18 protein-coding genes and 3 pseudogenes are annotated in these 20,103 nt (G+C 71.0%); 5 read left to right on the top strand and 16 right to left on the bottom strand.

From position 1 onward, the window contains the following. Nucleotides 1-977, bottom strand: a pseudogene (locus tag G3I60_RS37350) (hypothetical protein); the annotation flags it as partial. 215 nt (nucleotides 978-1,192) lie between these two features. On the opposite strand from G3I60_RS37350, the gene G3I60_RS37345 reads away from it, so the two are divergent. Next, entirely contained in the window at nucleotides 1,193-2,116 is a 924-nt protein-coding gene (locus G3I60_RS37345; RefSeq protein ID WP_164297640.1) for a hypothetical protein, read from the top strand. A 37-nt stretch (nucleotides 2,117-2,153) separates the two neighbouring features. Here G3I60_RS37345 and ggt read toward each other — a convergent pair whose 3' ends face one another. Then, complete coding sequence (gene ggt, locus G3I60_RS37340) at nucleotides 2,154-3,977, bottom strand: gamma-glutamyltransferase (protein ID WP_164297642.1); 1,824 nt, start codon at nucleotides 3,975-3,977, stop codon at nucleotides 2,154-2,156. 98 nt (nucleotides 3,978-4,075) lie between these two features. Here ggt and G3I60_RS37335 point away from each other — a divergent pair, with 98 nt between their 5' ends. After that, on the top strand, nucleotides 4,076-4,831 hold the full coding sequence (locus G3I60_RS37335; protein ID WP_164297644.1) for a hypothetical protein: 756 nt from the start codon (nucleotides 4,076-4,078) through the stop codon (nucleotides 4,829-4,831). Here the strand turns inward: G3I60_RS37335 and G3I60_RS37330 are convergent. Next, a complete protein-coding gene (locus G3I60_RS37330) occupies nucleotides 4,800-5,564 on the bottom strand; it encodes a ZIP family metal transporter (protein ID WP_138355566.1) in 765 nt (254 codons plus the stop codon). The two genes, G3I60_RS37335 and G3I60_RS37330, sit on opposite strands and share 32 nt — an antisense overlap. 114 nt (nucleotides 5,565-5,678) lie before the next feature. Next, nucleotides 5,679-6,578: an SGNH/GDSL hydrolase family protein gene (locus G3I60_RS37325; RefSeq protein WP_187145059.1), complete on the bottom strand. Its 900-nt coding sequence runs from the start codon at nucleotides 6,576-6,578 to the stop codon at nucleotides 5,679-5,681. Between the two features lie 280 nt (nucleotides 6,579-6,858). Here G3I60_RS37325 and G3I60_RS37320 point away from each other — a divergent pair, with 280 nt between their 5' ends. After that, entirely contained in the window at nucleotides 6,859-8,499 is a 1,641-nt protein-coding gene (locus G3I60_RS37320) for a CocE/NonD family hydrolase (RefSeq protein ID WP_164297646.1), read from the top strand. Nucleotides 8,500-8,515: 16 nt separating this feature from the next. Here G3I60_RS37320 and G3I60_RS37315 read toward each other — a convergent pair whose 3' ends face one another. The 10 genes and pseudogenes from G3I60_RS37315 to pcaC form a co-directional block, all read right to left on the bottom strand. Beyond that, complete coding sequence (locus G3I60_RS37315) at nucleotides 8,516-9,352, bottom strand: amino acid ABC transporter permease (protein ID WP_138355568.1); 837 nt, start codon at nucleotides 9,350-9,352, stop codon at nucleotides 8,516-8,518. After that, entirely contained in the window at nucleotides 9,349-9,993 is a 645-nt protein-coding gene (locus G3I60_RS37310) for an amino acid ABC transporter permease (RefSeq protein ID WP_138355569.1), read from the bottom strand. Before G3I60_RS37310 ends, G3I60_RS37315 begins: the two co-directional genes overlap by 4 nt. Before the next feature lie 14 nt (nucleotides 9,994-10,007). Further along, nucleotides 10,008-10,907: a glutamate ABC transporter substrate-binding protein gene (locus G3I60_RS37305; RefSeq protein WP_164297647.1), complete on the bottom strand. Its 900-nt coding sequence runs from the start codon at nucleotides 10,905-10,907 to the stop codon at nucleotides 10,008-10,010. A 15-nt stretch (nucleotides 10,908-10,922) separates the two neighbouring features. Beyond that, a complete protein-coding gene (locus tag G3I60_RS37300; protein WP_138355571.1) occupies nucleotides 10,923-11,666 on the bottom strand; it encodes an amino acid ABC transporter ATP-binding protein in 744 nt (247 codons plus the stop codon). 206 nt (nucleotides 11,667-11,872) lie between these two features. After that, entirely contained in the window at nucleotides 11,873-12,124 is a 252-nt protein-coding gene (locus G3I60_RS37295; RefSeq protein WP_138355572.1) for a TfoX/Sxy family DNA transformation protein, read from the bottom strand. Between the two features lie 151 nt (nucleotides 12,125-12,275). Beyond that, a complete protein-coding gene (locus G3I60_RS37290) occupies nucleotides 12,276-12,713 on the bottom strand; it encodes a DUF6278 family protein (RefSeq protein WP_138355573.1) in 438 nt (145 codons plus the stop codon). Nucleotides 12,714-12,788: 75 nt separating this feature from the next. Further along, nucleotides 12,789-13,151, bottom strand: coding sequence for a cupin domain-containing protein (locus G3I60_RS37285; RefSeq protein WP_138355574.1), 363 nt, complete (start codon nucleotides 13,149-13,151; stop codon nucleotides 12,789-12,791). A 96-nt stretch (nucleotides 13,152-13,247) separates the two neighbouring features. Then, nucleotides 13,248-14,027, bottom strand: a complete 780-nt coding sequence (locus G3I60_RS37280) for an exodeoxyribonuclease III (protein WP_164608318.1) — start codon at nucleotides 14,025-14,027, stop codon at nucleotides 13,248-13,250. A 147-nt stretch (nucleotides 14,028-14,174) separates the two neighbouring features. After that, a complete protein-coding gene (locus G3I60_RS37275) occupies nucleotides 14,175-14,822 on the bottom strand; it encodes an MBL fold metallo-hydrolase (protein WP_138355576.1) in 648 nt (215 codons plus the stop codon). A gap of 77 nt (nucleotides 14,823-14,899) precedes the next feature. After that, a pseudogene (gene pcaC, locus G3I60_RS37270) lies at nucleotides 14,900-16,161 on the bottom strand (4-carboxymuconolactone decarboxylase). Between the two features lie 221 nt (nucleotides 16,162-16,382). On the opposite strand from pcaC, the gene G3I60_RS37265 reads away from it, so the two are divergent. Continuing rightward, nucleotides 16,383-17,045, top strand: coding sequence for a class I SAM-dependent methyltransferase (locus G3I60_RS37265; protein ID WP_164297651.1), 663 nt, complete (start codon nucleotides 16,383-16,385; stop codon nucleotides 17,043-17,045). A 103-nt stretch (nucleotides 17,046-17,148) separates the two neighbouring features. Here the strand turns inward: G3I60_RS37265 and G3I60_RS37260 are convergent. Further along, nucleotides 17,149-18,129: pseudogene (locus tag G3I60_RS37260) on the bottom strand (cation diffusion facilitator family transporter); the annotation flags it as partial. Nucleotides 18,130-18,391: 262 nt separating this feature from the next. On the opposite strand from G3I60_RS37260, the gene G3I60_RS37255 reads away from it, so the two are divergent. Further along, nucleotides 18,392-18,748 carry a helix-turn-helix transcriptional regulator gene (locus G3I60_RS37255; protein WP_164297653.1) on the top strand — a complete coding sequence of 119 codons (357 nt, stop codon included), beginning with the start codon at nucleotides 18,392-18,394 and terminating at the stop codon, nucleotides 18,746-18,748. Nucleotides 18,749-19,585: 837 nt separating this feature from the next. Here the strand turns inward: G3I60_RS37255 and G3I60_RS37250 are convergent. Then, the gene (locus G3I60_RS37250; RefSeq protein WP_164297655.1) at nucleotides 19,586-19,981 is read right to left on the bottom strand and encodes a DUF302 domain-containing protein; all 396 of its coding nucleotides are present in this window, start codon (nucleotides 19,979-19,981) and stop codon (nucleotides 19,586-19,588) included. Between the last annotated feature and the right edge of the window lie 122 nt (nucleotides 19,982-20,103).

Below are 20,103 nucleotides of genomic sequence, written 5' to 3'. Positions count from 1 at the left end.
CGGGCCTCCGCCTGCCGCGGTCCGGCGTCGGGCGATATGTCGGCGGCCGGTGGCGGTGCAGGCTCGGCGGCGGCACCGGCGAAGCGCGCGCCACGCGGTGCGGGTCCAGCCGCCGGGGCACCGGTCGCCGCGGGGCCCTCCTGCCGGGGCGCCTCGGACGTCGCGTCGTCCGCCTCGTCCAACGGCTCGTCGAACGCCGTCGCGAACCGGGCACCGCGCGGGCGTGACCCGGTACCGCGTCCGGACGCCTTGGGGCGGCGCTTCGCACGCCCGGCCGGTGCGACGGGTTCGGCGCTCTCTTCCGGTCCGGCGGCGGAGCTCTGCTGCCGGGCCGACGGATCCGCCGGGTGCCCCGGTTCCGGCGTCCTCGGGCGGAACCAGTCGTCCGGCGCGGGGGAACGGTCGGCGGCGGACCGGTCCGTGAAGAACTCTCCGGCGAGCCGCGTCTCGACCGCATCGAGCCGGGCCTGCAGTTCCGCGCAGCGCGCGCCCGCGCGTTCCCGGTCGTCGCGGGCCCAGGCGAGGGCGTTGGCCAGCCGCCCCGCCGTCACGGAGTGGGGGTCGCCGCCCGTCGCGGTGTACTCGTGGGCCGCGTGCGCGGCCTCGCGTTCACGGAGCACGGCGTCGTGGCGTTCGCGGAGCATCGCGTCCAGCCGGGAGCGCAGCGCCGTGCCACTGCCGGGGGCCGCGTCCCGCCCGGCCGCGGCGGCGCGGTACAGCCGCTGGGCGCGGCCGACGTCGGCCGGGTCGACCGGTGTGCCCCGCAGCGCGGCCAGGTCGTGAAGAACTGCGTGCACCACGTCCCAGGGCGCCAGCTCCACGCCCGCCTCGTACGCGTTCACCCCGCCCGGGTCACGTCGCGACAAGGCGCCGTACCAGCCCGGCGCGTCCCCCAGTCCGGCGACCAGCTCCCGGAAGAATTCGGTGAACTCTCGTGCAGAGTCGGCCAGTTGAGGTCCGGCGCCGCGCTGTGTCATCGCTGCTGCCTCTCCGCCCCCGCCCCGGAGGCATGCAGTCCCGTTCCCGCATTCGACACCATTCGTGTTACGGGGCGGCTACGGGGAGTTTTCGTCCGCACCGCGGCTGCCTCAACTGCCTTACCCGGCGCACCGGTCACCAGTGCCCCACCGGGACGACGGAGCCGCGGCGATTCATCTGCGCGGCCGGCCGCCGGTCCGCGAGACTGGCCGCTATGCGTCTCCTCCGAACGATCCCCCGCGCGACATCCTCGGCGAGCGCGAGCGCGACCGCGAACGCCCTGACCGCCGTCGCCGCCGTGCTCGTCCTGAGCGCCGCACTGACCGGGTGTTCCGGCTCCTCGAGCTCGTCGGACGGCAAGGACCGGTCCCCGCTGCTGTCCGGCCCGACCCGCACGACCGCGTCCGGCACCCCCGCCTCGGGCCGGACCACCGTCACCTACACCCCGCGTTCGGCGCCGGGCGCCGAGACGTTGCGGCGCACCGTGGATCTGCTGCGGACCAGGGCCGACGCGTTCGGGCTGGAGGGCGCGCGGATCGAGGTGCACGGCGGCACGATCACCGCCGAGGCGCCCGGCGACAGCGGTGAGCGGCTGCGGCAGCTGGCCGTCACTGCCGAGCTGGGATTCCGGCCGGTGCTGGGCGGCGACGCCTCCGTGCCGCCCGAACTGCAGCGGCAGTTCACCGCCTTCGACTGCATGGCGCCGGTGCCGGCCGGCGCACCGGCGCTGTCCCCCACGAGCCCGACGGTCGCCTGTGACAGAACGGGCCCCACGAAGTACGTCCTCGGTCCCGTCGCTCTCAGCGGCCGGGACGTGACCAGCGCCAAGGCGTCGCTCGACGCGCAGACCGGCAACGGCTGGACGATCAACCTGGTGCTCACCTCGGCGGGCGGTCGAAAGTTCGCGGAGCTCACCGGCCGGCTGTCCCAGCAGAGCGCGCCCGCCAATCAGATCGGCATCATGCTCGACCGCCAGGTGATCTCCGCACCGTCCGTCTCCCAGTCGATCACCGGCGGAGCGGTGCAGATCAGCGGCAACTTCACCCGGACCTCCGCCCAGGATCTGGCCGCCCAGATCAGCTCCGGCGCCCTGCCCGTGGAGCTGACCGTCTCCGACGTCACCCACATCCCCTCCTAGGAGCCGAAGCTCCCAGGAGGGACCCGAGAGCCGGGTGTCAGCCCGTGTGGCTCGGGCTGACCACCATCGCCGAGCCGCCGCCGCGCCGGGTCGTCTCGGCCGCGGCGAGCCAGCGGCCGTCGGGCAGTCGCTGGATGCCGGTGGCCGCGCCGATCTCCGGGTTGAGCGTGAAGACATGGCCCAGCGCTTCGAGCTGTGTCCTGGTCGCGCTGGTGAACAGGGCCGGTTCGAGTTCGGTGGCCGCCGCGTTGCGCTGGCTGGCGCGCGGTGCGGCGATCGCGTCGACGAGCGGCAGACCGCGGTCGACGTGCTCGGTGAGGACCTGCAGCACGGTGGTGATGATGGTGGAGCCGCCGGGCGAGCCGAGCGCGAACGCGGGACGGCCGTCCTTCAGCACGATCGTCGGGGAGATCGAGGACCGCGGGCGCTTGCCCGGGCCGGGCAGGTTCGGGTCGTGGACCGCCGGGTTGGCGGGCGCGAACGAGAAGTCCGTCAGCTCGTTGTTGAGCAGGAAGCCGCGGCCGGGAACGACGATGCCGCTGCCGCCGGTCTGCTCGATGGTGAGGGTGTACGAGACGACGTTGCCCCACTTGTCGGCGACGGTCAGGTGCGTGGTGTTCTCGCCCTCGTACGTCGTCGGCGCGGCCGTGCCGGTACCGCCGCAGGCGGCGGGGTGGCGCGGGTCGCCCGGTGCGAGCGGGCTGGTGAGCACCGCGGTGTCCTTGATGAGGCAGCCGCGCGAGTCCGCGTAGCGCTGCGAGAGCAGTCCGCCGGTCGGGACGTCCTCGAAGGCCGGGTCGCCGAGCCAGCGCCCGCGGTCGGCGAAGGCGATCCGGCTCGCCTCGATGTAGCGGTGCAGGTACTGGGCGTCGGTGGCCTTCTTCGACGAGAGGTTCGCCCGCTCCATGATGTTGAGCGCCTCACCGACCGTCGTGCCGCCCGACGAGGACGGTGCGATCGAGTAGACGTCGTAGCCCCGGTAGGAGACCTGGGTCGGGGCCTGCCGCTTGGCCGCGTAGCCGCGCAGGTCCGCGGTGGTCAGATCGCCGGGACGCACCACGCGGGTGGCGTTGGGGTCGACCGGGGGCTTGCGGACCGTGCTGACGATGTCGGCGCCGATGTCCCCCTGGTAGATCGCTCCGACGCCCTTCCTGCCCAGCTCCTGGTAGGTGCGGGCGAGGTCCGGGTTGGTGAGCGTGGAGCCGACCACGGGCGGGGCGCCGCCCGGCAGGAAGATCTTCGCGGTGGCCGGGAAGTCCTTGAAGCGGTCCTGGTTCGCCGCGGTCTGCGAGCGGAAGGTCTCGTCGACGGTGAAGCCGTCGCGTGCGATCCGCTCGGCGGGCTTGAGCACCTGCCCCAGCGGGCGGCTGCCCCAGCTGTCGAGGGCGGTGGCCCAGGTGGCGGGGGTGCCGGGGGTGCCGACGCTCAGGCCGCTGGTGACCGCGTCGGCGAACGGGAGCGGTTTGCCGTTCTCCTGGAAGAGCGTCTCGGTGGCACTGCGCGGCGCGGTCTCCCGGCCGTCGATGGTGAACACCTTGTGCAGCCGCGCGTTGTAGTAGACGAAGTACCCGCCGCCGCCGACGCCCGCCGAGTACGGCTCGGTGACGCCGAGCGCGGCCGCGGTGGCCACCGCCGCGTCCACGGCGTTGCCGCCCTGGCGGAGCACCTCGATACCGGCCGCGGAGGCGTCCACGTCCACACTGGCGACCGCGCCCCCGTAGCCGACCGCGACCGGCACCTTGGCCGGCCGGGCCCGCGCATCCTGCGGGGCCGACTGCGCCGGTGGGGCCGCGGCTCCCAGCGTGACAACAGCGGCCGTGACGGCCACCAGCGACAAACTCCGGACGGCGGGGAGACGCATACGGTTTCCTCCAGTCAACACGGGTCCGCGCAGCCTAACTTGGGTACGGCGATCCCGTCAGGAGCGCGTTCGCTCGAACACCGCTACGATGCCCGGCCATGAGCGATGACGTCCGCAACCTCGTGCTGGGCCTGGCGGCCAGCGCCATCAGTGCAGCGCTGGGCTGGTTTGTCCGCACTTATGTGTGGCGCCGGAAACTGCACCGCAAGCAGCGTTTCTTCGGGCTGCCCAGCGGCTCCGAATGCCTTCTGGTGGTGCCGCGCGACCCCGGGGCCCGGGTGTGGAGCGTCGCCCGCCATGACGCGTTCGCGCTGCTGGAACTGGCCGCGCTGATCAAGGACTGCGGGGCGCACGCCGAGATCCTGCCGCACGACACGGCCTGGCAGGGCTTCGGGGCACGTACCGAGTTCTGCGTGGGCGGCCCCGTCGCCAATCACCGGCTGGGGGCGCACCTGCGGTCGATGCTGCCGGGCATAGAGATCAATACCGATGCCTCCCCCGGGCCCGACCAGGGGGCGTTCACCATCGACGGCGAGACCTACCGGATGGACAAGGGCGCCGTCGAGTACGTCCTGCTGGCCCGGCTGGCCGCCGTGCGGGACGCCGGCAACGACCGCCCGGTCTTCCTCTCCTCCGGTCAGCGCGGTGTCGCCAACCAGGCGGCCGTGCGGTATCTGGCCCGGCACCATGTGCGGCTGTCGCGCAAGCACGGCATCGACGGCACGTTCTGCCTGCTGCTCAAGGTCGTCAACTCGCAGGCCTACGGTCCCGACGTCGTCGAGCTCGTCGCCGATGTGACGCGGGCGGCGCAGACCGTCCCGGTCAGTCGGCCAGACCGATCACCAGCCACATGACGGCACATCCCGCGACCGTGCACAGCAGCGTCGAGCGGGACGGGTGCGGGCTGTGTGCCTCGGGGAGGATGTCGGAGGTCGCCAGGTAGAGCAGGAACCCGGCGAAGAACCCGAGGTAGAGGCCGAGCGCGCCCGGCGGGATGGTGAAGGCGAGGGTGATCGCGGCGCCGATCACCGGGGCGATGGCGTCGCAGCCGAGCAGCACGAGGGCGCGGCCCTGGCCGTTCCCGTACATCCGGGTGATCGTGTACGTGTTGAAGCCGTCGGCGAAGTCGTGCGCGACCACGGCGATGGCGACCACCAGGCCGACCGTGCTGCCGGCCTGGAACGCGGCGCCGATCGCGAAGCCGTCCATGACGCTGTGGCCGACGAGCGCCGAGGCGGCGGTGAGCCCGATGCCTTTGACGGGTTCACCGGGGTCGGTGGGCACCGGGCCGTGGGCGTGGGTGTGCGCGGCGTACTCGCCCTCGTGTGCGCGGTGGATCGCCACCGACCGCTCGACGATGTGCAGGGTGAGGAAGCCCCCGACGAACATCAGCAGCGCGGCGGGGACGCCGAAGACGTCGTCGGCCTGCAGGTCCAGCGCTTCGGGCAGCAGGTCGAAGCCCACCACCCCGAGCATCAGCCCGGCGGCGAGTCCCAGCACCAGATGGCGGCGGTCACCGATGTGCTGGGCGACCAGTCCGCCGATCAGGGTCATCACGAACGCGCCGAGGGCTATCAGCACCGCCATCCGCGTTCACCCGCCTCCGCCGCCGGCCCGCCCGCTTCCGCCCATGATCGGCGAAGCGGACCGGCGGCGCGAGTCAGGGCAGGTCAGAGCAGGTCAGTGCCGGTCGGTGCCCGGTCAGTGGTGGCGGCAGCGCGGGTCGATCCGGTCGAGTACGGCGACGGCCATGGCCTTCTCGCCCTTGGCGTTGGGGTGCGCTGGCGCGGCCGGGGAGGCCGGTACCAGCGGCTCGATCCAGCGGTTGGCGGGCGCCGTGCACATGTCGTGGCCGACGGTCGGCCGGTAGGTGTCGACGTACTCGGCGTGCGCGGCCCCGGCCTGCCGGCGCAGCATCGTGTTGAGCCGCTTCTCGGTGTCCTTGAGGTACCCGAAGTCCTTGTCCGCGAAGGGGACGGCGGGACGGCACCCGACGCCGTTGTCCGGCAGCAGGTCCGGGTAGCCGACGACGACCACCCGGGCGTGCGGGGAGCGGGCGTGGATGGCGCGCAGCACGGCCGCGACCTTCGGCGCCGTCTGCTGGATGTTGAGGGCGAGCTGGTCGGTGCCGGTCGCGGTGTAGTGCTTCTGACAGGGGTTGCCGGTCGGGTCGGTGGCGCTGAGCACGGCGCAGGTGCCGATGATCGAGCCGAAGCCGACGTCGTTGCCGCCGATCTGCAGCGTGACGAGGTCGGTGCCGCGGTTCAGCGCGTCGAGCTGCGGTCCGTTGGTACCTTGCGGCTTCCACATCTCGGCGGTGGTGGCGCCGCCGCAGCTGACGTCCTTGACGGCCGCGAACCGCTGGTCCTCGGCGACCAGCGACGGGTAGTTGTGGCTGGACCGCGCGCAGTTGGCGTCCACCTGGTCGGGGATGCCGGGCCCTGAGGTGTACGAGTCGCCGAGCGCCGCGTAGCTGACGCCGTGTCCGTGACCGGAGTGACCCGGCCGGCCCGAATGGGCCGAGGCCGGGGCCGCGATGCCCGCGGTGAGAGCCAGGGCCCCGCCGAGTGCGGCTGCTGCCAGGACGGTGGTGCGGGCCATCGGTACCCCCAGTGTCGACGGTGACGAGCATCAGATTCCGCGCGTACCGCGCCGGGTGTCAATGACCTTGACGAAAGATCGTCCGACGCACCCGTGTTCGATCGACCCGCCCCGACGGGCCGTCACCTGCCGCCACCTGCCCCGGGTGCGCCTCCGGCGTCTCAAGGGCGCCCCACCGCCCTCAGATCGTTACCCGTGCGTAACATGCACGCCTATTACCGCCGGTAAGGCCGCGAGGTTACTCTCCAGTCACTTTGCATCCGGCCAGACAGGAGCAGTCATGAGAGCAACCACAGCAGGTGTCGTCGGCGCGGCGCTGCTCGCCTCCACGGCATTCGGTCTGGCCCCGCTGGCACAAGCCGCTCCGGCACCCACCGTGGTCACCGCCGCCAGCGCGCAGGCCGCGGCCGCGTCGACCTTCCGGTTCGTCGACATTCCGGGCTCCGGCGGCATCACGCTCAAGGGCAACGTCTTCACCCCCGGCGGACACGACGGCTCGCAGCGCTACCCCGTCGTCGTGCTCCCGAGCAGCTGGGCCATCAACGACCTCGAGTACATCGCCCAGGCCAAGCAGCTCGCGGACTCCGGGTACGTCGTCGTCAGCTACACCTCGCGCGGCTTCTGGCTCTCCGGCGGACAGATCGAGACCGCGGGACCGCCCGATGTCGCCGACGTGTCCAAGGTCATCGACTGGACGCTCGCCAACACCCCGGCCGACCCCGACCACATCGGGATGGCGGGCGTCTCGTACGGCGCCGGCATCGGCCTGCTCGGCGCCGCGCACGACCCGCGCATCAAAGCCGTCGTCGCGCTCAGCGGCTGGGCCGACCTCATCGACTCGATCTACCAGGGCCGCACCCCGCATCTGCAGGCCGCCGCCCTGCTCGGCGGCGCGGGCTACCTCACCGGCCGTCCGAGCCCCGAACTCCAGAAGATCCTGGGCAACTTCCTCACCGCGAACCTCGCCGCCGAGGACGAGATGATCGCCTGGGGGAAGCTCCGCTCCCCCGTGACCTACCTGGACCAGCTGAACGCCAACGGCACGGCGGTCATGCTCGCCAACGCCTGGGGCGACAGCCTCTTCCCGCCCAACCAGTACGCGAAGTTCTACGAGAAGCTGACCGGCCCCAAGCGCCTCGAGTTCCGGCCCGGCGACCACGCCACCGCCGAGGCGACCGGCCTGCTCGGCCTGCCCAACGACACCTGGGCCAGCTCCAGGCGGTGGCTCGACCACTACCTCAAGGGCGTGGACAACGGCATCGACCACGAGCAGCCGGTCCAGCTCAAGTCCCGTTCCACCGGCGCCTACGAGAGCTACGACAGCTGGTCCGCGGTCCCGTCACGGACCACCACCCTCAAGCTCGGCGCCAAGGGGCTGCGCACCGGAGAGCTCGGCGGCGACGCCGGTTCCGGCTGGCGCACCACCATCGGCACCAATGTCGACTCGGGCGCCGACGGCGGGATCATCTTCCTGTCCAGCCTGCTCGACCAGTTCGCCCAGGCCCCGCCCGTCGCGTCGATCCCGCTGCTGCCGCGCGCCTTCGCCACCGTCTGGCAGTCCGCCGCGTACGGCACCGCCCAGCACGTCCGCGGCACCTCGACGCTGCACACCACGCTGACCCCGTCGGCCGCCGGCGGAACCGTCATCGCGTACCTCTACGACGTCGACTCCCTGGGCATCGGCAAGCTGGTCACGCACGCGCCCTACACCTGGGTCGGACGCACCCCCGGCAAGGCCTTCACCACCGACATCGACCTGCTCTCCACCGCCTACGACGTGCCGGCCGGCCACCGGCTGGCGCTGGTCGTCGACACCGTCGACCCGCTCTACATCGAGCAGAACCCGCTCTTCTCCACGGTCACCGTCTCGTCGCCGGCGTCCGACCCGTCCTGGCTGTCGGTCCCGCTGCACGACCAGTAACGCGCCGGCAGATCCGTCAGATCTGCTGCGGTGGCGTCGTCGCGACCGGCGTGCCCTTCGTCTTGGGGTTGTGCCGTTCGCGGCGCGCCAGCCAGTTCGCGAACCATGACAGCAGCATGCACATCCCGATGTAGATCGGCGCGATCACCATCACGACCGGGATGAACGGCAGGTCGTAGTCGAGATTGGTGGCGATGAGCTTGCCGTTGTAGAGGAACTCCTCATAGGTGATGAGGTAGCCGAGCGAGGTGTCCTTCAGCGCCACCACCAGCTGGCTGATGATCGCGGGCAGCATCGCGCGGGCCGCCTGCGGCACCAGGATGTACGTCATCACCTGTGTCTTGCGCATCCCGAGCGCGTAGGCGGCCTCGCCCTGGCCGCGCGACACGGAGTTCACACCGGTACGGAAGACCTCCGCGAGCACCGAGCCGTTGTAGAGCGTCAGACCGGTGATCAGCGCCATCATCGGCTCGACCTTGAGCGCGATGAAGATGAAGAAGATCATCACCAGCAGCGGCATCGCCCGGAAGAACTCCACCACCAGGGTGCTCACCCAGCGGATCACCCGGTGCTCGGAGAGCCGGCCGGCGGCGAACAGCGCGCCGAAGGCGAGCGAGAGCACCGCCGCCCAGATGAACGCCTTGAGGGTGTTGGCGAGCCCGGTCAGCAGCAGCCGCTGGATGCCCTGGTACTCGAACGGCACCCACTTGGTCGACTCGAACTGGCCGGTGTGGATCAGCATGTAGATGATCCAGCCGACCAGCGCCGCCAGCAGGGCGGTGGTGATCCACGCGTAGAGCCGGTGGCGCGCCAGCGCCTTCGGGCCCGGAATGTCGTACAGCGCACTGCTCATCGCACGACCCCCATCTTCTTCTCCAGCACGTTGAAGAGCAGGCTGATCGACAGCGTGATGATCAGGTAGCCGACCGCGATCCAGATGAAGGACCAGATGATGCTGTAGCCCAGCTCGTTGAGGGGCTTGTAGGTGCCGAGCAGTTCGGTGACCGAGAAGGAGCCGGCGATCGCGGAGTTCTTGGCGAGCGCGATGAGCGTCGAGCCGATCGGCGAGATGACCGCGCGGCCCGCCTGCGGGAGCACCACCAGGTTCAGGGTCTGGATGAACGTCATGCCGAGGCTGCGGGCGGCCTCGCCCTGGCCCAGCGGCACGGTATTGATGCCCGACCTGACCGCCTCGCAGATGAACGCCGAGGTGTAGCAGGCCAGCGCGAGGACCGCGAAGGTGGTGAACGGCAGCCGCAGCCCGAACCGCGGCAGTCCCAGCAGCACCGCGAAGAACAGCAGGGTCAGCGGGGTGTTGCGCAGCACGGTGACCCAGGTGGTGCCGAAGACGCGCAGCGCCTTGACCGGCGAGACCCGGAAGCCGGCGATGATCACGCCGCCGACCAGTGCCAGCACACCCGCGTACAGGGTCAGTTCGAGGGTGCCGAGGAAACCCTTGCCGTAGAGGGAGAAGTTGTCGAGCAGTACGTTCATGTGCGGCGGCCCTCTCAGTACCGGTCGACGGCGGGCGGGGTGGGCGCCGGGACCCCGGACAGGCCGAGGGTCGCGTCGTACGCCTTCTTCCAGTCGCCGTTCTTCTCGTGGGCCACGATCGCGTCGTCGAGCGCGAGCCGCAGAGCGTTGTCGCTCCTGGCCACGCCGACCCCGTAGGGCTCCTTGGAGAACGCCTTGCCGACGAGCTTCATCTCGTCGGGTGCCTTGGCCGCGTAGCCCAGCAGGATCGAGTCGTCGGTGGTGACGGCGTCGACCTGGAAGGTCAGCAGGTTGTCCACGCAGACGGAGTAGGTGTCGTAGGTGACGGGGATGGCGTCGGGGTAGTCCGACTCGATGCGCTGGATCGGGGTGGAACCGGCGGCCGAGCAGACCTTCTTGCCCTTCAGGTCCTCCGGGCCCTTGATGTCGTTCTCGTCCTTGCGCACCAGCAGGCCCTGGCCCGCGACGTAGTACGGACCGGCGAAGCCGACCTGCTGCTTGCGCTTGTCGTTGATCGTGTACGTGCCGACGTAGTAGTCGATCTGGCCGTTGCTGAGCGCGGTCTCGCGGTTGGCGGAGGCCACCGACTTGTACTGGATCTGGTCGAGGCCGAAGCCGAGCGACGCGGCGAGCATCCGGGCGATCTCGACGTCGAAGCCCGCGTACGTGCCGTTGGCCGGGTCGCGCTGGCCGAGGTACGGCTGGTCGTCCTTGACCCCGACGACGATCTTGCCGCGCCGGTGGGCGGAGCTCCACGTCTTCGAGTCGGGGAGGGAGAAGTTCCGGTCCACCTTGTAGGTGGGCAGATCGTCGGAGCTCGGGCCCTTCGTGGGCGGACTTCCCTCCTTGCCGCAGCCCACCAGCAGGGCCGCGGCCACGGCGAGCAGCGCGATGTGCCTGTTCTTGCGTCGCATGGCGGTCCCGGGTCGTCAGTGGTGGAGGATCTTGGACAGGAAGTCCTTGGCGCGCTCACTGCGCGGCGCGGTGAAGAACTCCTCCGGGACCCGGTCCTCGACGATCAGGCCGTCGGCCATGAACACGACCCGGTTGGCGGCGGAGCGGGCGAAGCCCATCTCATGGGTGACGACGACCATCGTCATCCCGTCCCGGGCGAGCTGCTGCATGACCTCCAGCACCTCGTTGATCATCTCCGGGTCGAGCGCGGAGGTCGGCTCGTCGAAGAGCAGTGCCTTGGGGTCCATGGCCAGCGCGCGGGCGATCGCCACCCGCTGCTGCTGCCCGCCGGACATCTGCGCGGGGTACTTGTCGGCATGCGCCAGCAGGCCCACCCGGTCGAGCAGTTCCCTGGCCCGTTTGTCCGCGTCGGCGCGGCTGCGGCCGCGTACCTTGACCGGCGCCAGCGCGACGTTCTGCAGCACCGTCTTGTGCGCGAAGAGGTTGAAGGACTGGAACACCATGCCGACGTCGGCGCGCAGCTTGGCCAGTTCCTTGCCCTCGGAGGGCAGCGGCCGGCCGTCGATGGTGATGGTGCCCGACTCGACCGGCTCCAGTCGGTTGATCGCCCGGCACAGCGTGGACTTGCCCGACCCCGAAGGACCGATGACGACCACGACCTCGCCGCGGCCGACGGTCAGGTCGATGTCCCGCAGCACATGCAACTGTCCGAAGTGCTTGTTGACACCACTCAGGACGATCAGTGGATCCATGCGCAGCCCAGCTCACTCTCACCCCGTCGGACAGTCAACGAATGGGCAACCTATCCCTTCAAATCCGCATATCGCGCCGACACGCAGACTGCCGCCAATAACCTGATGTGCGGTGCGCGGGATCGCCGACGGCCCGCGCCGCTGAACGGCGCGGGTCCGGTCGGCAGGGGTACGGTCGGCGCGGGATCGGGCCGGTCGGGTGCGGCCCCGGGTCAGCCCAGGACCCGGTTGACGAGGGTGTCGCGTTCGGTCTGCGGGATGGCGGTCCAGCGGGTGCCGCGGATCGCGCCTTCGAGTGCGAGCAGGGTGTGCGTGCAGGCGTCCTCGGGAAGGTCCTCGCGGATCTTCTCGAAGGCACGGCCGGCGCCGAGCCGGCGCAGTTCGCCGGCGTCCTCGACGCCGCCGCGGCGCAAGCGGTCGGCAAGGACCGCTCCGATATTCGGCATCTGCTGCAGGGAGTCCACGTCGCGCCTCCGGTACCGAGCTGATCAACTGGTGCGTTTCCGACATCATGCACCGTACGGCCGGGCGCGGAGGCGTCATTGCGCGCCGGACACGCCTGCCTGCCGTCGCATTCCGGTGGCGCGGTCCATCAGTTCGGGTGACGGCGGGCCGTCAGTTCTCGGACTCCTCGGCGAGTGTCTGGGACAGCTCGGGCGTGCCGCTCTCGGCCCAGGCGTGGCCGATCGCGACCACGTCGATCTCGCGGCCCGACTCCAGCCTGACCACCGGCAGGCCGTTCGGCCACACCTGCCAGACCGCGCCGGGCACGGTGCGGACGATGACGGTGCCGAGGTACAGACCGGCGTCGTTGCCGAGCCACGGCAGCACCTCTGGATCGTCGCGCCACTGCGGGACCAACTGGTCGAGAGCCGTCAACGAGCCGGGCGAGTCGTCGAGTTCGACCCCCGCGTCCTCCGCCTGGGCGCGCAGCAGATCGCACTCCGCCAGCAACTCGGCCACGCCCGCGGCGTCCGGGTCGCCGACCCGGACCGCGACCCCTTGCGCCGTCGCGTTCCGCTTGCGCCACTTGTCCAGGAAGGGGATGTCCATACGGCTCAGCGTCGCACCCGGGGCGGTCGGACTTCTACAGGCGCGCCTGCCCCGCTGGTGTTCGGGGGCGGTGGGTCAGCAGCCGATCGCGTAGGCCTTGCGCAGCGTCTCGTGCACCGTCCAGGTCGTCCGGTCCCCCTCGCGCAGGACGCAGACAACGCCGGGGCCGAGTTCGAGCGTGTCGCCGCCCGCCACCTCGACGGTGGCCCGGCCGCTGACCACGACGAACATCTCGTCGGCCTCGGTGTCGGTCACCACGCCCGGGGTGATCTGCCAAATCCCCCGCAGCCGGGTCCCGTCGGCCGACTCCCAGAGCACCTTGCCGGTGACCTCGGGCGTGCCCGACACGATCTGGGCCGGATCGAGCGGCTCGGGTTCCAGTTCGGCGTCGGGTACGTGGACGGCGAAGCTGGCGGAGGGCAGGTCAACGGTGCTCATGAGCGCCGAGCGTACGGGGCGGCGGGCGGGCGCGGGATCGACAGGTTGTATGCGGTCCCGGGCCCGGCCGTACGCCTCGTAAGTGGTCCGGTGCGGTCAGACGTCGAGATCCACGACGACCGGGGCGTGATCGGAGGCGCCCTTGCCCTTGCGCTCCTCACGGTCGACGTACGAGTCGGTGACCGCCTTGGCGAAGGGCTCGTTGCCGTAGACCAGGTCGATCCGCATGCCCCGGTTCTTCGGGAAGCCCAGCTGGCGGTAGTCCCAGTAGGTGTACGGGCGGTCGTACTTGAGCGGCCGCGGCACCACGTCCGTCAGACCCGCGTCGCGCAGGGCTGCCAGGGCGGCGCGCTCCTCGGGGGTGACGTGGGTGGCGCCCTCGAACTGGGACAGGTCCCACACGTCCTCGTCGGTGGGCGCGACGTTGTAGTCGCCCAGCACGGCGAAGGGCCGCAGGCCCGCGGCGGCCTCGGCGACCGCGGCGCGCAGCGCCCCGAACCACTCCAGCTTGTAGGCGAAGTGCTCGTGCCCGACCTCGCGGCCGTTGGGCACGTACACCGACCAGACGCGGGCCCCGCCGCAGGTGGCGGAGACCGCGCGGGGCTCCAGCACACCCTCGTACTCGGGGCCGCCGGGCAGCCCGGTCACGACGTCCTCCAGGCCCACCTTCGACAGCAGCGCCACGCCGTTCCACCGGCCGGTGGCGTTGACGGCCGCCTCGTAGCCGAGCTCGCGCAGCTCGTCGAAGGGGAACTGCTCCAGCGAGCACTTGGTCTCCTGGAGGCACAGCACATCCGTGCCGGTGCTCTCCAGCCAGGCGAGCAGGCGCGGCAGACGGGCGGTGATCGAGTTGACGTTCCAGGTGGCGATGCGCATGGACCCGAATCTACCGCCCGGCACCGACAACCGCCCCGGACCCGCCCCCGGACCTTCCTGCCGACCCGCCCCGGGCTGTCCCGACCCGCCCCGACGCGAGCCGACCCGCCCCGGGCGGCCCCGGGGCGGTGCGCGCAGGTCGTGCCGTCAGGCCAGTTCGACGGATTCGCCCGGGGCCAGCCGGCGGTGTTCGCCGCCGCCGATGCCGGGGCCGTCAGGACCGAGCATCCGGCCGTAGATCATGAACGCGATGTCGGTGAGCAGCCCGTCGTGGACGTCGAAGGCGCGCTGCGGCTTGACCTCGCGGAGGTAGTCGACGATCTCCGAGAACTTGCTCCAGGGGGCCTGCAGCGGGAGCAGCAGGGTGTCGACGGGGCGGTCGGGGACCGTCAGGGCGTCACCGGGGTGGAAGACCGAGCCGTCGACCACGTAGCCCTGGTTGGCGATCCGCGGGATGTCCGGGTGGATCACGGCATGCAGCTGGCCGTGCACCTCGATGTCGAAGCCCGCCGCGCTGAAGGTGTCACCCTCGCCGACGGTGTGCACCCGGCCGGGGAAGGCGGCCGACACCTGGTCGGCGACGCTCTTGAGGGTCCAGACCTGGGCGGCCGGATTGGCGTCCAGGGCGAGGCGCAGCCGGTCCTCGTTGAAGTGGTCGATGTGCTCGTGGGTGATGAGGATCGCCTCGGCGCCGACCGCGGCGTCCTCCTCCGTGAAGGCACCGGGATCGATGACGAGCACCTGCCCGTCCTTCTCCAGCCTGACGCAGGCGTGGCCCTTCTTGGTCAGCTTCACCGTTGCTCCTCTGCTCCTCGGAACGTGATCAGCGATATCGACGTGCACCAGGTCGTCACCAGGTCGTCAGGGAACCATCATTGCGGAGGATCACCGGCGGGGCGGCCGACGGACGTTTCCTCCTGGATCACGCGCTGCGCGACCGCGAAGGCGGCGTCCGCGGCCGGCACTCCGCAGTAGACGCCCGTGTGCAGCAGCGTCTCCTTGATCTCGGCGGGGGTGAGGCCGTTGCGCAGCGCCGCGCGGGTGTGGGAGGCGAGCTCGTCGAGGTGCCCGCGGGCGGTGAGTGCCGTCAGCGTGATGATGCTGCGGGTGCGCCGGTCCAGGCCGGGCCGCGCCCACACCTCTCCCCAGGCGTAGCGGGTGATGAACTCCTCGAAGTCCCCGGTGAAGTCGTCGGCCCCCGCGGCGGCCCGGTCGACATGCGCGTCGCCCAGGACTTCCCTGCGGATCCGCAGGCCCTCGTCGTACGGGTCGACGCGGCCCGCCGGCACCGCGGCGGGCTGTTCGGCGGCCGGCGGGGCGGGCGGGGACTGGAGCACGGCGGTGGTGGAGGCGATGGCGGACTCGGTCCAGGCGGCGCCGAAGTGCCGTACCAGCAGCTCGCCGACGGCCGCGGGCTGCTCCACCGGGGTGAGGTGGGAGGCGGCGGGCACCACGGCGAGTCGGGCGTCGGGGATCCCCGCGACCAGGACGCGGGCGTCGGCGGGCGGCGTCGCGGGGTCGTCCGCGCCGGCCACCACGAGGGTCGGGACGGTGATCCGGCCCAGCTCGTCGCGCACGTCGTGCGCCGCCAGCGCCTCGCACGCGGCGATGTAGCACTCCGCGTCGGTGGTGCGCACCATCTGCACGGCCCATTCGACGATGGCGCCCTGGGCGGCCCGGTAGCCGTCGGTGAACCACCGCTCGGGGACGGTGTAGGAGAACTGCCCGAGGCCGTTGGCCCGGACGATGACCCCGCGCTGCCGCCACGCGTCGGCGGTGCCGTGGCGGGCGGCGGAGGAGACGAGGGCCAGCGCCGCGACCCGGTCGGGGCGCGCCAGCGCGATCCGGACGCCGACGGCCGCGCCGAGGGAGCAGCCCGCGTAGCCGAACCGGTCGATGCCGAGCAGGTCGAGGGTGGCGAGCAGCCGGTCCGCCAGCTCGGTGACCGAGGTCGCGGGATCGGCGGGCGCACCCCCGTGGCCGGGCAGGTCGTAGCGCAGGACCCGCCACTGGCGGGTCAGCTCGGGCAGTTGGCGGTCCCACATGTACCGTGTAGTACCGAGAGCGAGCTCCAAGATCAGGACCAGTCGTGTTCTTGCTGGTCAAAGCGGCATTGCAGGGTCTTGGCCGTCATCTCCCTCACCCGCTCACGCTCCCACCTCTCACACCTTTTTCAAGGGCGGGGACGGGACGCCCGTTAGTCCCCATTCCGACGACGCCCACGGCCCCGCCCACTGGCCCGGCTCACACGACCACTGGCACACCCCGGCGCCGGCGCCCCCGCAGGGCCTCCCACACGGGACCGGCACGTCCTTCTAAGCTGCCCTGCGCCCATTTCAGGAAGAGGACGACGTAATGACGGACGAGCAGAACCTGGCCGAGGCCCAGCGGGCGCACTGGCAGAGCACCTACGCCGCCCACCCGGGCATGTATGGAGAACAGCCCTCCGCCCCTGCCCTGCACGCCGTACAAGTCTTCGCCGCCGCCGGTGCGAAGCAGGTACTGGAATTGGGTGCCGGGCACGGCCGCGACGCCTTGAGGTTCGCCCGCGAGGGCTTCACCGTGCAGGCCACCGACTTCAGCCCCGTCGGCCTGGAGCAACTGAGTACTGCGGCGATAAGCCAGGGGCTTGGCGGGCTGGTGACGACAGCGGTACACGACGTACGCGAACCGCTAACCCTCCCCAACGCCTCGGTGGACGCGGTCTTCGCACACATGCTGTTGTGCATGGCGCTGTCCACGGAGGACATCCGCGCCCTGGTTGACGAGATCGGGCGGGTACTGCGGCCCGGCGGGACGTTCGTCTACACCGTCCGCCACACCGGCGATTCCCACTACGGAACCGGCACCGACCTCGGGGACGACATCTTCGAACACGGCGGATTCGCCGTGCACTTCTTCCCCCGCGCCCTGGTCGACGCCCTCGCCGACGGTTGGATTCTGGACGAGGTCCACAGCTTCGAGGAAGGCGACCTGCCGCGCTGCCTGTGGCGCGTCACCCAGACTCTGCCGCAGTGACCGAGCCGCCGCGCCGGACCGCACGGGCGCGGACACCAGCCTGCTGCATAGCTGAGTCACTGACCGATTGTGGGCGTGTATGTCCGACCGGTGTGCAGTGGGGTCATGCGGCCCGGTGGTGGATGAGTGCGGCGTGCGGGTCTTCCTCCCCGGTGTGAGTGGGGTCGGGGTGGATCAGAGCGGCCGTCAGGCGGGGAACGGCGTGCAACAGGGCATGTTCGGCGTCGACTGCGACCTGGTGGGCCGACCACAGGTTGAGAGAGCCGTCGATGACGATGGTGGCCTCAGCGCGCAGTTGGTGTCCGATCCATCGCATCCGTAGCTCGCCGGCTTCTCGGACACCTGGCACCTGCCGCAGAGCGGCCTCGGCCGTCTCGACCAGGGCGGGGTCGACGGCGTCCATGAGGCGGCGGAAGACCTCCTTGGCCGCGTCCTTGAGAACCATCAGGATCGCGGCGGTGATGAGCAGCCCGACGATCGGGTCAGCGAGCCGCCAGCCGAACGCCGCACCTGCTGCGCCGAGCAGAACGGCAAGGGAGGTGAAGCCGTCGGTGCGGGCGTGCAGGCCGTCAGCGACCAGCGCGGCAGAGCCGATCTTGCGGCCGGTTCGGATGCGGTAGCGGGCGACCCATTCGTTGCCGATGAAGCCGACGACCGCGGCGGCCGCGACCCAGGGCAGGTGGGTGATCTGCTGTGGGTTCAGGAGCCGGTCGATGGCGGTGCAGGCGGCCAGGGCGGAGGAGGCGGCGATGGTCAGCAGGATGGCGATACCGGCCAGATCCTCGGCGCGGCCGAAGCCGTAGGTGAAGCGGCGGGTCGCCGCCCGTCGGCCGAGAATGAACGCGATGCCCAGCGGCACGGCGGTCAGGGCGTCGGCGCCGTTGTGGATCGTGTCGCCGAGCAGCGCCACCGATCCGGACAGCGCGAACACCAGGGCCTGGAGCACGGTGGTGACGCCGAGCACGATCAGCGAGGTCCACAACGTCCGCATGCCTTCGGCGGAGGACTCCATCGCCGTGTCGACCTTGTCCGCCGCCTCATGGGAGTGCGGTGTCAGCACATGCGCGAGACGGTGCCTGAGTCGCGACCACCGGCCCGACCCGTGACCCGCGTGGGCATGAACCGTTCCGTGATCGTCGTCGTGGCTGTGTTCGTCGGCCGCGCCTCCCCCGTGCCGGTGGTCGCCCTGCTTCGCGTGTTTCCTTCTATTGTCCCCCGGACCATGCCCATCGCGGTGGGGCTCGTGGGGTGCGCTCGTCTCGCTCACGACAGCTCACGCCTTCCGATCGGAGGTCGGCCCAACGGGCAGACTGGACACCAACCACCCATCCAACCATTATGTGCGTATGAGTGCACGCATGCACCTATCAGGTGCGCATGACCCGCAGGAGCGCAACGAAGGCGAGCGGTACGCCGTGGCTGCAGAAGTGTTGGGGCTGCTGGCCGACCGCACCCGCCTGGCCCTGCTGGAACGCCTCGCCGAGGGCGAGGCGGATGTCACCACCCTCACCGAGGCATGCGGAGTCGCCCGGCCATCGGTGAGCCAGCACCTGGCCCGGTTGCGTCTGGCCGGCCTAGTCACCACCCGCAAGGACGGCCGCCGGGTCATCTACGCGCTGCGCCACGGACACCTCAAGCGCCTCGTCGACGAAGCGCTCAGGTCCGCCGACCACCAGCTCGGCAACCTCCCGCCCCACGACTGACCGGGAAACGGTCAATCGGCGTGAACGATGATTTGCCCGCAGGGACCAGGCGGACGTACATGACCACTCCGAGCACCTCGACCAGGGCCTGGGGGGCCACCACCACTGCGGCGACTCCCCCGCGATCCAGAAATTCCCCGGTAGTTCATCCGCAGGCCCCACCAAGCCCTGTGACGGCAGAAGGAGGCCCGGTGGAGCAGAGCGGGTCAGTCGCTGGTGTCGTCGAGGTGTTCAGCGATCCGCAGGAGCGCGGGCAGTGCGGCACGGACCACCGCGCGGTCCGTCTCGTACAGGGCCGCAAGGGCGCCGCCCAGGCGGCGTTCGTGTGCTTGGGTCCAGGCGGTGAGCTGGGAGTATCCGGCGTCGGTGAGGGTGACGACGGAGGCCCGTCGGTCGGCGGGGTCGAAAAATCGCGGGCCACCAGCCCGGCAGTGATCATCTGTCCGACCAGGCCGGAGACGGTGCTGGCGGCGAGGTCGCTGATGCGGGCCGGGGAATGCTCAGCGAGGACCTGCAGTAGTGGGTATTTTTCGGCAGGGTGACGGCAGGGGCGAGCCACCCCTACCCGGGGGGCCGCGTGTCCCGCAGTTGGTGTCCGTTCAGTGGGTCAGGCGTGTGCGCAGACCCGCCCACGGGCGGGCGTGTTCATCGGCGGGCCTGAAACAGAGGCCGAAGTCCCCTGCGCAAGCGGCGGCCAGGCCAGCCGCGACGAGCATCCACCGGGCAGTTCCGGCGAGCACTCCGGCAGCGATCGTGGCGATTCAGGGCGGACCGGGGCTTTCGAGGGTTCACACGCGGATGCGGGGCTAGGAGCGAGGGCCGGGTGGTGGCCGGGGGTCACTCGGTGGTTTCGAGGGCGCTGAGGGCGGCGTCGAGGCGGCGGGTGGCCTCCTCGGCGACGGGCTGGAGGGCGGGCAGGCCGGTGAGGGTGACCATGACGCCGGGGTCCAGGGCCTGGACGGCGGTGCGCCCACCGTCGGTGCGGACCACGACGTTGCAGGGCAGGAGCAGGCCGATGGTGCGGTCGGCGTCCAGGGCCTGGCGGGCGAGCGGCGGGTTGCAGGCGCCCAGGATCAGGTAGTCCTCCATGTCGTGGCCGAGCTTGGCCTTCAGGGTGGCGGTGACGTCGATCTCGGTGAGGATGCCGAAGCCCTGTCCGGCGAGGGCCTCGCGGACGGCGGCGACAGTGGTGGCGAAGTCCGTGTCGAGGTGAACGGTCCGGTCGTAGCGCATGGCGTCATCCCTTGTCGGTGGTTTCGTGGGCGGGCGGCGGTCGCCCTGGGTGAACAGTTCCCGACGGTACCAAAAATACCCCCGGGGGTACCCGTGCTAGCCTCGAAATATACCCCCGGGGG

It is taken from the genome of Streptomyces sp. SID13666, assembly GCF_010548325.1.
Lineage (GTDB): Bacteria > Actinomycetota > Actinomycetes > Streptomycetales > Streptomycetaceae > Actinacidiphila > Actinacidiphila fildesensis.
Note: the sequence above shows the minus strand (reverse complement) of the source record. Positions and strands in the feature narration are given on the sequence as shown.